The 13,519-nt window shown below is 64.3% G+C and carries 9 protein-coding genes and 1 tRNA gene; 5 read left to right on the top strand and 5 right to left on the bottom strand.

Annotation, left to right across the window (positions count from 1 at the left end; all coding sequences use genetic code 11):
- Window positions 1-54: 54 nt before the first annotated feature.
- The 3 genes from PQ467_RS07740 to PQ467_RS07730 are packed head-to-tail and all read right to left on the bottom strand — an operon-like array spanning window position 55 to window position 5,709.
- Entirely contained in the window at window positions 55-3,180 is a 3,126-nt protein-coding gene (locus PQ467_RS07740; RefSeq protein ID WP_274175914.1) for an efflux RND transporter permease subunit, read from the bottom strand.
- A 4-nt stretch (window positions 3,181-3,184) separates the two neighbouring features.
- On the bottom strand, window positions 3,185-4,261 hold the full coding sequence (locus PQ467_RS07735) for an efflux RND transporter periplasmic adaptor subunit (protein ID WP_274175913.1): 1,077 nt from the start codon (window positions 4,259-4,261) through the stop codon (window positions 3,185-3,187).
- Window positions 4,258-5,709, bottom strand: a complete 1,452-nt coding sequence (locus PQ467_RS07730; RefSeq protein ID WP_274175912.1) for an efflux transporter outer membrane subunit — start codon at window positions 5,707-5,709, stop codon at window positions 4,258-4,260. The genes PQ467_RS07735 and PQ467_RS07730 overlap by 4 nt, the downstream gene beginning before the upstream one ends.
- Before the next feature lie 117 nt (window positions 5,710-5,826).
- On the opposite strand from PQ467_RS07730, the gene PQ467_RS07725 reads away from it, so the two are divergent.
- The 3 genes from PQ467_RS07725 (at window position 5,827) to PQ467_RS07715 (ending at window position 8,930) form a co-directional block, all read left to right on the top strand.
- On the top strand, window positions 5,827-6,522 hold the full coding sequence (locus PQ467_RS07725; RefSeq protein ID WP_274175911.1) for a response regulator transcription factor: 696 nt from the start codon (window positions 5,827-5,829) through the stop codon (window positions 6,520-6,522).
- The gene (locus tag PQ467_RS07720) at window positions 6,519-7,805 is read left to right on the top strand and encodes a HAMP domain-containing sensor histidine kinase (RefSeq protein WP_274175910.1); all 1,287 of its coding nucleotides are present in this window, start codon (window positions 6,519-6,521) and stop codon (window positions 7,803-7,805) included. The genes PQ467_RS07725 and PQ467_RS07720 overlap by 4 nt, the downstream gene beginning before the upstream one ends.
- A 126-nt stretch (window positions 7,806-7,931) precedes the next feature.
- A complete protein-coding gene (locus PQ467_RS07715; RefSeq protein ID WP_274175909.1) occupies window positions 7,932-8,930 on the top strand; it encodes an extracellular catalytic domain type 2 short-chain-length polyhydroxyalkanoate depolymerase in 999 nt (332 codons plus the stop codon).
- Window positions 8,931-8,955: 25 nt separating this feature from the next.
- Here PQ467_RS07715 and PQ467_RS07710 read toward each other — a convergent pair.
- Window positions 8,956-9,032: transfer RNA gene (locus PQ467_RS07710), tRNA-Arg, on the bottom strand.
- 250 nt (window positions 9,033-9,282) lie between these two features.
- On the opposite strand from PQ467_RS07710, the gene PQ467_RS07705 reads away from it, so the two are divergent.
- A complete protein-coding gene (locus PQ467_RS07705) occupies window positions 9,283-12,111 on the top strand; it encodes a TonB-dependent receptor (protein WP_274175908.1) in 2,829 nt (942 codons plus the stop codon).
- Window positions 12,112-12,202: 91 nt separating this feature from the next.
- Window positions 12,203-12,949, top strand: a complete 747-nt coding sequence (locus tag PQ467_RS07700; RefSeq protein ID WP_274175907.1) for a queuosine precursor transporter — start codon at window positions 12,203-12,205, stop codon at window positions 12,947-12,949.
- 263 nt (window positions 12,950-13,212) lie between these two features.
- On the opposite strand, the gene PQ467_RS07695 is transcribed toward PQ467_RS07700, so the two are convergent.
- Complete coding sequence (locus PQ467_RS07695; protein ID WP_274175906.1) at window positions 13,213-13,416, bottom strand: PspC domain-containing protein; 204 nt, start codon at window positions 13,414-13,416, stop codon at window positions 13,213-13,215.
- Window positions 13,417-13,519: the final 103 nt, after the last annotated feature.

The following is a 13,519-nucleotide window of genomic DNA, read 5'->3' as shown; positions in this document are numbered from 1 at the left end:
AAGGCAAACTATAGGTTACGCCCCATTCCGGCGCGCGGGCCCAAGGCGGGTGCCTCAGGCCCGGTCCGGGGTTGCGCTGACCACGGACACCTCGCCCGCGCCGATGGGATCATCATCGCCGGGCGCGCGCGGCGTGATCAAACGGGCCAGACGCGGGCGCAGCCGCATTTCCAGATTGTCGATCAATTCATAGACCACCGGCACCATCACCAGCGAGAGCATGGTCGAACTGATCAACCCGCCGATAACGGCAATCGCCATGGGCTGGCGAAAAGTCGAACCCTCGCCGATGCCCAATGCCGTGGGCAGCATGCCCGCCGCCATGGCCACCGTGGTCATCACAATGGGACGCGCACGTTCGCGGCAGGCATTCATGATCGCCTCGCGCTGGGGTTGCCCTGCGCGCTCGTCCTCGATGGCGAATTCGACCAGCAGGATCGAATTCTTGGCCGCCAGACCCAGCAGCATCAGCATCCCGATCAGCACCGGCAGCGTGATGGCGATGCCTGTGACCTTGAGCGCGACAAACGCTCCCAGCATGGTCAGCGGCAGGGCAGAGAGGATCGTCACGGGCTTGAAGAAGCTGTGGAACAGCATCACCAGCACGAAATAGATCATCAGAATGCCCGAGGCCATCGCGCCCACGATGCCGCCGAACAGATCGGCCATCGCCTCGCTGTCGCCGGTCTTGGCCTCATGCACGCCCGCGGGCAGATGCTTCATCGCGTCCAGCTTGGACACTTCATTGAGCGCCTGACCGATCGTGGTGCCGTTCAGGTCCGCCTGAACCGAGACGCGACGCTCGCGGTCATAGCGCTGGATCTGACCCGGGCCGGAGGCGATCGACAGGTCCGCCACGGTGCGCAAAGGCGTCATCTTGCCATTGAGCGTGGGCACCTGAAGATTGCCGATCTGGTCCAGATCCACCCGCGCATCATGGGGCAGACGCACCCGGATCGACAGGCGTTGCTGAAGCGTGGAAAATTTGGCGACATTGGCGTCAATATCGCCGATCGTCGCGATCCGGGCCACCTGCGCAATGGCTTGCGAGGACACATTCAACCGCGCCGCCGCGTCAGGCAACGGGCGAATGATCAGCTCTGGCGCCGATGGTGGCGGCGCAGGGCGCGGGTCGAGCGTGGTCTTCATCCCCCGCATCTCGCGCAGCAGCGCAGCCTGCGCGCGGGCCAGCGCATCGCCGTCCCGCCCGGCCAGAACCACCTCGACGCCCGCCGAACCAAAGCCGCCCTGATTGTTCAGGCGCACTTCGGGAATCTGGCGCAACAGGCCGGTGATCGAGCGCTGGAACTGGTCCGTCGTCTTCGAGCGGTCGCGCTTGAGCACCACGGTCAGTGTGCCGGTCTGAAGATCCGATCCGCTGCCGCCGCCGCCCGGTCCGCTGGTGGTGGTCGAACCGACCTGGGCAAAGACGCGCTCGACATCGGGCATCCTGCGCAGCCGCGCGGTCACATCGCGCACGGCATTGTCCATCGTGTCATGGGTGGCGCCCGCCGTGCCCTGCATCGAGAGATAGAAATAGCCCGGATCGCCGGTCGGCTGAAAACCGATGGGGATCGTGGCCGCAATCGCCAGCGCGCCGACGAACACGCCGATGCCGATGCCCACGGTCGATTTGGGATTGGCCAGCGCCCAGTCCAAAACCTTGGGATAGGCCCCGCGCAGTTGATGTGGCGGCTCGCTGTGGACGGCGGGTTTGAGGAAATAGGCGGCCATCAGGGGCGTGACAAAACGCGCCACCAGCAGCGAGAAGAACACCGCCACCGCCACGGTCAGCCCGAATTCGCGGAAGAACTGGCCCGATTGGCCGCCCATGAAGGACACCGGCGCAAAGACGACGATGATCGTCGCCGTGGTCGCCACCACCGCAAGCCCGATGGCATCGGCCCCGATCAGCGAGGCGCGATAGGGGCTGGCCCCGCCTTCGATGCGTTTCTGGATATTTTCGATTTCCACGATGGCATCGTCGACCAGAATGCCGATCACCAGCGTCAGGCCAAGCAGCGTGATGATATTGAGGCTGAAGCCGAACAGGATCATCGCGCCGAATGTGGGCACCAGCGAAAGCGGCATGGCCAGCGCGGCAATCACCGTCGCGCGCCAATCGCGCAGGAACAGGAACACCACCAGCGCGGCCAGCACCATCCCCTCGATCAGCACATGGACCGTCGCCTGATAGGAATTGCGCGTGTCTTCCACGGTCGAAACGACCTTGGTGATGGCGATGTCCTTGTTCTCGGCGTTCAGTTTGGCAATCGCGCGGTCCACGCCGTTCTCGACCGAAACGTCGCTCGCCGCCGTCGTCTTGCTCACCTGAAAGGCGATGGCGGGGTGTCCGTCGAGGCGGGCAAAGCCGCGCTCCTCGGCATGGCTGTCGGTGATCGTGGCCAGATCGCCAAGGCGGACATATTGCGTCGCGCTGATCGGGATGTTGAGTTCGCGCAGTTGATCAACCGTTGTCGAGGAGCCCAGTACGCGGATCGTCTGTTCGCGCCCGCCCGCCTCGGCGCGACCGCCGCTGTCGTCGCGGTGAAACTGGGCCAGAGCGGTGTTGATCGAGGAGGCCGTTACGCCATGCGCCGTCATCCGGTCGGGGTCGAGATTGACGTTGATTTCGCGCGCCACGCCGCCGATGCGCTTAACCTGCGCCACGCCCCGCTGGGCCTGCAAAGCGCGGGCCACGGTGTCATCGACAAACCATGACAGATCGACCGCGCTCATCCCCGGCGCGCTGACGGCATAGGTCAGGATCGGGGCAGAGGACATATCGACGCGCTGCACGCTGGGCGCGTCAATGCCCTGCGGCAAAACGGGGCGCGTGCGTTCAACGGCAGTGCGCACATCCTCGACCGCCTTTTGCATGTCAGTGCCGATTTCAAACTCGGCGCTGGTGGAGGATGAACCCAGCCGGACATTCGAGGTCGTATGGCGCAGGCCAGCAATGCCGGTCAGCGCGTCCTCGATGGGGCGCGTGATCTGCTGCTCCATCTCGCTGGGCGCGGCGCCCTGCTGGGTAACCGTCACCGAAACGACCGGAAATTCGACGTTGGGAAAGCGCTTGACCGGCAGCATCATATAAGACGCAATACCCGCCAGCGTCAGCGCGATCATGATCACGGCCACAGGAATGGGGTGGCGGATGGCCCATGCGGAAATCTTCATGGGATCAACGCCCCTTCCGGATCGGCTGGACCTTTTCGCCGTCCAGCACAAAGTCCTGCGATCCGGTCAGCACGCGGGTGCCAGCGGGCGGGCCTTGCGTCAGTTCGATCATGCCGCCGCCACGCGCGCCGGTTTTCACGGCCACGCGGCGCACCTTTTCGCCCGCCTCGATCACCGTGACCGAGGCGCCGTTGCCATCATAGGACACCGCCGCCTCCGGCACGGCCAGCACCGGCACAGGCTTTCCGGCGAGTTCGGCACGGGCATAGCCGCCGGGGCGGATCTCGCGGTCCACCGGCAGGAGGATGCGCGCGCGGCCAAGGCGCGTCTGGGCATCGACCTGCGCGGCCACAAGGCGCACCGTGCCATCGACCCAGCGGCCAGAGGCAAGGCGCACCCGCGCGTGATCGCCCGCATGGATGCCGCCCAGCAGTTCCTCGGGGATTTCCGCGTCCAGTTCGGCGCGGTCATCGCGCGCCATGGTAAACATCACGGTCGAAGGCGAGGCCACGTCGCCGGGGCGCACCGTGCGGGTCAGGATGCGGCCCGAAACCGGCGCGCGCACCACCATCAGGCCCTGCTTGACCAATTGGGCGGACAATTGCGCCTGCGATTGGTCGACCTGGGCATGGGCGGTGCGGGCGGCCAGACGGCGCTGGGCGATCGCTTCATCGGACAGCACGCCGGTATGGTCGAGCGAGGAAACGCGCGAGGCTTCCTGCTCCGCCTTGTCGGCGGCCACACGGGTCTGCGCCAGCGCGGCGCGGCTTTGCGCAATGTCGGCGCGCAGCAGCGTGGCGTCGAGTTCGGCCAAAGGCTGGCCCGCGCGGACAAAGGCGTCCTGATCGACCAGCACGCGCGCCACCAGATAGCCCGAAAGCTGGCTGGCCACGGCTGCCTCCTCGCGCGCGACAAGGCGGCCGTTGACGCTGATGCCTGCGCCCAGAGGCTGGCGCGCAACCACGGCAAAGGGCACCGCGCGGGGCGTATCGGCGCCGGGGGGCGGCGCTTCGCTCTTGCTGCATGCGGCCAGCGCCAGAAGCGCAGCGGGGGCGATGAGGGCGAAGGAACGGGCGTTCATGGCTTTTGATCCGGGAAAGAAGTCACAGGATGGTTCGGGTCGAGCGGGGTCCAGCCTCCGCCCAGCGCTTTGAAAACATTGACGGCATCGCTCATTGTGGTGGCGCGCAGGGCCGAGAGCGAGGTGCGCGCATTGCGCCATGTCCGCTCGGCCGTCAGCAGCGCGGTCAGATCGACCACGCCGGCGCGATAGCCTGCGTTCTGGCCATCAAAGGCATGACGCGCGCGGGCCTCCGCCTCGATCAGCAGGCCAAGGCGCGCGCGGTCGGCGCCATAGGTGGCCAATTGATTCTGCGCCTCGCCAAAGCCGGATTGGACGGCCTTTTCATAAGCGATGGCGGCCTGCTCGGCCTTGGCCCGCTGCGCCCGCCGGTCGCCCAGCAGCCGCGCGCGGTCGAACACCGGCATGGTCAGGCCCGAGGCAATCGACCACAGCGAGGTGGTGTAGCCCGCAGGACCGGCAATCGCGCTGATGCTGGTGGTGCCCTGCAGGTTGATTTTGGGCAGCAGCGCCAGCGAATTGAGCCGCAGCGTGCCCATGGCCGAACGCAGCCGCGCCTCGGCCTGCATCACATCGGGGCGGCGCACCAGCAGCGTGGCGGGCGTGGCGTCGGGCACTTCCGGCGGAGCGCCCAGTGCGCCATCGACGGCCAGTGTTTCGGGCGCGGCCCCTGCCCGCCCGATCAGCACCAGCAAGGTTTGGCGGGAAACGGCAAGCTGCGCCTCAAGCGAGAGCACATTGGCCTGGGCGGTGGCCCGGTCGGCCAGCAGACTGTCGGCATCCACCTGCGATCCGATGCCCGCCTTGGCCTTGCGCTGGCCGATGTCGGCCAGTTCACGCGCCACGCGCAAAGTGTCCCGCGCCTCGGCCAGTTGCAGCGAGAGGCCGCGCGCCTGAAACAGGTTGGTCGCCACCTGCGCGGTCAGGCTTTGCAGCGCGGCGTGATAGGTAAAGGTGGCGGCGGTGAGATCGGCGTCCGCAGCCTGACGCGCGGCATTTCGGCGGCCAAACAGGTCCAGTTCCCATGAGGGCGAAAAGCTGCCCGCGCTGGTGGTGGTGGCGCCCGCAGGGGTCATCAGGAAAGCCCCTGCCCCGCTCATCCCGCTGATCGTGGTCTGGCCCCGCGTGATTGAGCCGGAGGCATTGCCCTGCACGTCATAGGTCAGCAGCGCCTTGGAGCGGGTCGCCCGCGCCTCGTCCAGCACCGCCAGCGCCGAACGCGCATCAGGCGCATGGGCCAGAGCCTCATCCTCCAGCGCGGCCAGTTGAGCATCGGAAAACAGCAGCCACCAGCGGTCGAGCGCATCGGCGCCCGGAGCATTGGCCGCTGGCGCGCTCGCAAATCGCTGGGGCAGCGTCAGGTTGGGACGGGACACCGAAGGCACGCCGCAACCGGCCAGCAAGACCGGCAGTGCGAGAGTCAAAAGGGATGGAATACGTCGCATCATGGCGCTGCTTATGCCAGCCCAACGCGACTTTGCGGGTCAGGACTTCGCAAGTGAAGTGTAAGGTTTGTGTAAATCGGGCGGGACAAGCGCGCCGCAAGGCGGCACAAGCAAGGCCGCATGGAAACACCCGCCTTCAACATTTTGCTGGTCGATGATGACGCGGCCCTGACCCAGATGCTGGCCGAGTATCTGGAGGGCGAAGGTTTTGCCTGCCGCGCGGTGCATAATGCGGCCGCAGGGCGCGAGGCGGCGCTTTCGGGCCTTTATGATGCGGTTATCCTCGACGTCATGCTGCCCGGCGGCAACGGGATCGACCTTCTGCGCCATATTCGCGGCACCAGCGATGTGCCCATCATCATGCTGACCGCCAAGAGCAACGATACCGAGCGGGTGATCGGGCTGGAGCTGGGCGCGGATGATTATGTGGCCAAGCCCTATTTCCCGCCGGAGTTGGTGGCGCGGCTGCGCGCGGTGCTGCGCCGCCCCGCCCGGCGCGCGGTCCATGGCGACCATCTGCGGCTGGGCGCGCTCTCGCTGGATGCGGCGCGACGATGGGCGGGGTGGAACGGCATGGCGCTGGAGCTGACCGCGACCGAGTTCAACCTGCTCGAAATCCTGATCCGCGCGGGCGATCGGGTTTCAACCAAGGATGAGCTCTCGCTGCGCCTGCTGGGGCGGCGGCGGGAAAGCTATGACCGCTCGATCGACGTCCACATCTCGAATCTGCGGCAAAAGCTGGAGCGGGCGAGCGGGGATGCCTTGCGCATCGCCACCCTGCGCGGCATCGGCTGGCGGCTGGAGCAGGCGGCGTGAAGGGGCGGCTGTTCTGGAAGATCTTCACCGCCTTTTGCTGTGTGTTCTTTGCCCAGTTGGCGGGCCTTTGGACCTTGTTCCTCGTTCTGGAACGGGACCATCCCTATTGGGCGGATAATCTGGAACGCTATGCCGCGCCCCGGCTGGAACAGATGGCCGCCGCGATCATCACGCATGAGGGGCCGCAGGCGATCCCGGCAGGTCTGCTGGGCGGACCATTGCCCACGCTGGTCATTGCGCCCGATGGCGCCGCGCCCCCGCCGGGCGTGCGCGCCACCACGATGCAGGCAACCGCGCCCGATGGCCGCCGCTGGCGCATTTTCTACCGCCTGCCGCAGCGGTTCGACAAAGTTCACCTTGCCCCGCCCCTGATCTTTTATGTCAGCGGGGTCATCTCCGGTCTGATCTTTGCGGCCATTCTGGGGCTCTATCTCTCGCTGCCGATCCGGGCGCTGCGTGAAGGGCTGGACCGGTTTGCGCGGGGCGATCTGGGGGTGCGTCTGGCCGCGCGCATGGGGCGGCGGCGCGACGAGATCGCCGATCTGGCCCGCGATTTTGACGGCATGGCCGAAAAGGTCGAGCAACTGGTCCTTTCACGCAGCCAGTTGATTGACGATATGTCGCATGAATTGCGCTCGCCGCTGGCGCGGCTGCAACTGGCCATCGCGCTGGCCCGGCAAAAGCCCGAAGGGGCGGTTGTGGCGCTGGACCGGATCGAGCAGGAGGCGCGCCGCCTTGATGCCATGGCGGGCAGCCTGCTCACCCTCTCGCGGCTGGAAAGCGCGAGCGCCAGCCCGGAGCATTTCGTCCATCTGCGTGCGCTGATCGAGGATATTCTGGCCGATGTCCGCTTTGAAAGCGAAGCAAAGAATGTCCGCATCGACCTGTCGCGCCATGCCAGCATGCCCGAAGGATTCCATGCCGATGTGACGGGCGATGCCGAATTGCTGCGCCGGGCGTTTGAAAATGTCCTGCGCAACGCGCTGCGCTTTTCGCCCGAGGGCAGCATGATCAGCGTCACCCTTTCCGAGGAACCGGAGCGGATTGTCGTCATCATCGAGGACCAAGGCCCCGGCGTTGCCCCCGACCAGATCGACCGCCTGTTCGAACCCTTTCACCGCGGCGAGGGCGAGACGGGCGGCTTTGGCCTTGGCCTGGCCATCGCACAGCGGGCGGTGATCGTACATGACGGCACCATTGCGGCCGAAAACCGCATTCAGGGCGGGCTGCGGGTGCGCATCACCCTGCCCGCACGATGGGAGGAAGCCACGGCGCTGGGTTAACACAGGCGCGGCGCATTCCCTTATTTGTGGCGTCATGGGCCAGTGTTACTCTGGCGCCATAAGAGGATGGATGAAACGGCGAATCGAATTACCTGCAACCTTGATCCTTTACTTCAGGAGATCATCATGCGCATGGGTCGAACAGCCTTTTTCATCATGCTTCCCTTTGCCTCCATGGCGGCGGCGGCCGATAAATTGCCCGCATACCATGCTGATGCGGCGCGGGTTTCGGTATCGGGCCTGTCCTCGGGCGCGTTTATGGCGGTCCAGTATGATGTCGCCTTTTCGGGCAGCGTGATCGGCGTGGGCGTGGTGGCCGGGGGGCCCTACAATTGCGCATGGGTCAATTTCGGCGGCATCGCCACCTGTATGCAGGGCGCTCCGATTGGCGCTGCCTCCTATGGCGCGGCCAGCAGTTTTGCCGCCCTTGGCAGCATTGATCCGGTGACCAATCTGGCCAAGCACAAGGTCTATCTGTTCAGCGGCACCAAGGATATCGTGGTCAAACAAAGCGCGATGAACGCCACGCGTGATTTCTATGTCGCCGCGCGCGTGCCTGCGGCCAATCTGCGCTATGTCTCGAAAACGCCTGCGGGCCATGCTTTCCTGTCGGGCAATTTCGGCAGCATCTGCGGGGCCAATGCCGCGCCCTATGTCAATGAATGCAAGGTGGGCGCGCAATTCTATGACCAGCCCGGCGCGATCCTCTCGCATATCTACGGCCCCTTGCGCCCAAAACCCGCTACGCTGTCGGCCCAGCCCATCGCGTTTGACCAGAGCGAATTTGCCGGCGCCATCGGCAGCGGCATGGCCTCCACCGGCTATGTCTATGTGCCCGCCGCCTGCCGCGACGGCGGGGCGCCTTGCGCGGTGCATGTCGTGTTTCACGGATGTTTGCAGAGCGCGGATCTGGTGGGCGATGCGGTTTATGGGCGCTTGGGCTATAACGCATGGGCCGATGCCAACCGCATCATCGCGCTCTATCCCCAGGTCAACAAAAGCACCATTCCCGCCAATCCGCAGGGCTGCTGGGACTGGTGGGGCTATAGCGGGCTGAATTTCCAGACGCAGAGCGGGGCGCAATTGTCGGCCATCCGCGCCATGGTGCGCCGCCTGACCAGCTAGATTTTCCGCCAAACCATTGAAAAATTGGCGCGCCCGACAGGGTTCGAACCTGTGACCCCAAGCTTAGAAGGCTCGTGCTCTATCCAGCTGAGCTACGGGCGCGCGTGTCGTGAACGGGCGATTTGCCCGCCGACGCCCTCCCCATAGCGGCAAAGGCGGCGATGCGCAAAGGTGGATCGCAGGGTGATGGCGACACGGATGCCTTTGTCATAAAAAACATATAAAATCAGCGGCATATAAAGATCATAAAATCGCTGTTTATGACAAGGACCGTCACACAACCGGAACAGAATTGTCAAAATCCGTCCCTAGCCCCCCGGCTCAAGTTTTGACCAAATAACGGGGCACATCCATGACGTCTGTTTTTACCGCGCGCCGCGCCATGCGCAGGGCGCGCCTTGCCTTGCTCGGCTCGGCCATGTTCCTGCCTTTGGCGGCCCACGCCGCCGAGGCCAATCCTGCCGCCGCCGCCGATGCCGCCGATGCCGCGGCCGATGATGGCCAGTCCATCGTGGTGCAGGGCGCGCGCCCGATCGCCGAATCCGAGGCCGCCGCGCTCAAGGTTCAGCAATTGTCGGATTCGCTGGTGACGGTGGCCGCATCGGATGCGGTGGGCCGTCTGCCCGACCAGAACATTGCGCAGGCCGCAGGCCGACTGCCCGGTGTGGCGGTGGAGCGCGACCAGGGGCAGGCGCGCTACATTTCGCTGCGCGGCGGCCCTAAGAACTGGACCACGCTCTCGTTCGACGGCCTCAATGTGGTCAGCCCCGAGGGGCGCGAAAGCCGCTTTGACTCCGTGCCCTCGGCCATTGCGGGCAAGATCATCATCAACAAGGCCGTGACCCCCGAAATGCCGGGCGAAACCGTGTCGGGCAATGTCAATGTCGTCACGCGCTCGGCCTTTGATTTCAACGGGCTGCACATCAACGGCAAGGCCGGTTATGGCCAGCAGGAATATGGCGGGCGCGCGGAATATGAAGGCTCGCTGGTGCTCTCCGACCGCTTCAAGGTGGGTGAAGGCGAATTGGGCGTGTTGCTGTCGGGCAGCTATTACCAGCGCGATATGGTCACCGACAATTTCGAGAATGACTGGGAAAATGTCACGCAGGACGCCCGCCCCGGCAATGCCAACCGCATCTGGGTGGCCGAAAGCGAGAACAAGCTCTATCGCCTGACGCGCAAGAACTGGTCGGTGTCGGGGCGGCTGGATTACAAGCCCGATGACCGCAACACGATCTCGCTGCGTTCGATCTACACGATCTTTTCCGATGACGAGGCGCGCGACAATTACCGCTTCGACATGGATGACAAGCAATCCTCGCTGAGCAATGCCAGCGCGGCCTGCGATACTTCGGTCAAGACCGCCTATGCCACCTCGGCCTATGCCGACGTCTGCTCGGGCAACACGCCGACCAAGGGCACGATCTATGGCATCGACATCCGTCAACGCTCGACCCTGCGCGCCTTTCGCCAGTCGATCTTTACCAACACGCTGGAAGGCAGCCACGAATTCGACGGCGGCTGGAAGCTGAACTGGGTCGGCAATTACACCGAGAGCAAGGACGACCGCTCGGTGGTCGGCGAAGTGGGCTGGGACAGCCCCGGCACGCTGACCGCGCGCCCAACGGTATCCTATGACTTCACCAATCCGAACCTTTCGACGCTGGGGCTTTACACCACCCACAGCGCGGGCGGCCTGCTCTCGGCCGGAACGCGCGTGACCGATATCGACACGTTCACCAAACCGGCTTCCTCCTTCACCCTGCTGGACGCCATCGACATGACGCGCGCCTATACGGGCCGTCTGGTGCTGTCGAAGCAGACTCAGTTCCTCGGCGGCAATCTGACGCTGAAGGCCGGTTTCCAGTATGACCAGCGCACCAAGACTGCCAATGAAATGCAGATCTCGGTTTCGGGCGCCTCGAACCTGGCCGCGCTGGGCCTGAGCGATTACAGCACCTTCCTGTCTAATCAGCCCTTTATGGGCAAGATCGCGATGGGCTACACGTTCCACTATTTCGACACGGCCAAGATGCGCGAAGCCTCGAACAAGGCGCGCCAGCTTTACGCCCGCACGCCTGTGAGCGACAACAATTACCGCGTGCGCGAACAGGTCTATGCCGGGTTCCTGATGGGCACGCTGCGCTATGACTGGGGCAGCATCCTTGCCGGTGTGCGCCTTGAAAACATCACCAACACCGGCAACGCCACCGGCACCATCACCAGCGCCACCGGCGTGACCACCACGCGCGACCTGAGCGCCAAATCGAGCCAGTTGCTGGCCTTCCCCAGCCTGCATCTCAACTATAATGTCGATCAGACCAAGAAGCTGCGCCTGTCCTTTACCACCGGGGCCGCGCGCGCCGATTATGACCAGATGCGCCCCAACGTGGTCATCAATGACTCCAACCAGGCGATTTCGGGCGGCAATCCCGCCATCAAGCCCGAGCGCGCCTATGGCGTGGACGCCTATTTCGAATGGTACATGCGCCCCAGCGGCTTCCTGATGGCGGGCCTTTACTACAAAAAGGTCGAAAACGTCCTCTACACCTCGGTGCGCACCTATGGTTCGGATTCGCTCAACAGCGGCGGCATCGACCGGTCGAACTACACGTTCCGCGGCATCAACAACGCGGGCAGCGGCCATCTGATGGGTCTGGAAGTCGCGTTTCAGCAGAGCCTTGAACCCTGGACGCAAAAGGCGGGTCTGCCCGACTGGATGGGCGGTTTCGGCATCAACGCCAACATGATGCTGAACGACAGCTCGGTGACCAAAGCGGCCTATGGCGGCTATGCCGCGCGCAAGGTTCGCCTGCCCAACACATCGGATCTGGTCTATAACCTTGGCGGCTATTACGAAAAGTATGGCCTGACGCTGCGCCTGCAATATCAGTATCGTTCCAAGTGGCTCGACGCCATCGGTGACGACCTCTCGGCGGGCGGCGACAGCTATTGGGCGGCGGACGATGAGATGGACTTTTCGGCGCGCTATCAGATCAACAAGCGCCTCTCGATCTATTTCGACGCCTCCAACCTGCTCAACCAGCCCGGCCGCCGCTTTGTCGATCCCAGCGGGTTGATCAACGCCAGCGGTGGTTCGGCCGGTTTCAGCCAGAACTACACCACCGAATGGGAACGTTTCGGCCGCCGGTTCACCGGGGGCGTGCGCTTCAACTTCTGAGGTCTGCCCTTGCGCGGATGAACCAAAGGGCGCTCCATCCGGGGCGCCCTTTTTCTTGCGCAAACGCAGCATTGCAGGTTAGCGTGGCGTTATGAGCCAGTCCCCCCTCTTCCGCCTCGAAGGCAGCGCAGGCGCGCGCCGCCATTTCCGCTATTTCGACTATGTGATGGCGGCCTTCGTCACCATCCTGCTGCTCTCGAACCTGATCGGGGCGGGCAAGCGCGCGGTGGTCGACCTGCCCTTTATCGGCCCATGGCCGTTTGGCGCGGGGGTCATGTTCTTCCCCATTTCCTATATCATCGGCGATGTGCTGACCGAGGTCTATGGCTATGCCCATGCGCGGCGCTGCATCTGGGTGGGCTTTTGGGCGCTGATCTTCATGGTGTTCATGAGCGTGGTCGTCGTGGCCCTGCCGCCGGACGCCGGATGGACGGGGCAGGCCGCCTATGAAAGCGTGTTCGGCCAAACCCCGCGCATCGTCTTTGCCTCGGTCGCGGCCTTCTGGGCGGGCGAGTTCGTGAACAGCTTTGTGCTGGCTAAGATGAAGATCATGACCAACGGGTCAAAGCTGTGGACCCGGACCATCGGCTCGACCGTCTTTGGCCAGGCGGTGGACAGCGCCCTGTTCTACCCCCTCGCCTTCTACGCCGCCGATGGCTGGACCGGCGCGCAAGTGATGCAGGTGGCTTGGACCCAATGGGCGATCAAGGTCAGCTGGGAAGTGATCCTGACGCCGGCAACCTACTGGGTGGTGGGCTTCCTGAAAAAGCGCGAAGGGGTGGATGTGTTTGATACCGACACCGCGTTCTCGCCCTTTGCCAAGGCGGCGGAGGTTTAAGGGGAGTTTGCCTCCGGCGGGCAAAGGGACTTGTCCCTTTGCAATCCCGTTAATGGGGCGGTGTTTCATGCGCTGCGCGGTGTTTTGGATGGGGGTTTGAAAGCCTGCGGCGCGGCGAAGTTGCGCCAAAAGCGCCGCAGGCTTTATAATTCAAACGTGGCAGGCGCCAGCTTCGGTCACCCCCAAACACGACATGGACAGTAATGGGATTGCAAAGGGACCAGTCCCTTTGCCCGCCGGAGGCATATTCCACCCGCCCCCCATCAATCCGCAATCAACGCAATCGCCAGATAGACCAGAAGCAACGACCCAAACCCCAGCAAAGCCCCCAGCGCGAAGGCAACGCGCACCAGCGTAACGTCGAGGTCGAAATAGGCCGAGATCCCCGAACAGACGCCAAAGATCTTCTTGTTGCGGCGGTCGAGCATGAAGCCATTGGCGGGGCGGATCGGGTCGTAATTGTTCATGGTTTTTCTCCTTGGCGCGGGGCCGGTCGGTGGCCGCCGCTTGTGGCGAGGTATCTGCATGGCCCGTGCCAATTGGCGAAACGCCCGAAATCCGGCCCTACCC

This window comes from Novosphingobium sp. KACC 22771 (assembly GCF_028736195.1).
Lineage (GTDB): Bacteria > Pseudomonadota > Alphaproteobacteria > Sphingomonadales > Sphingomonadaceae > Novosphingobium.
This window is presented reverse-complemented; position numbering and strand designations above follow the sequence as displayed.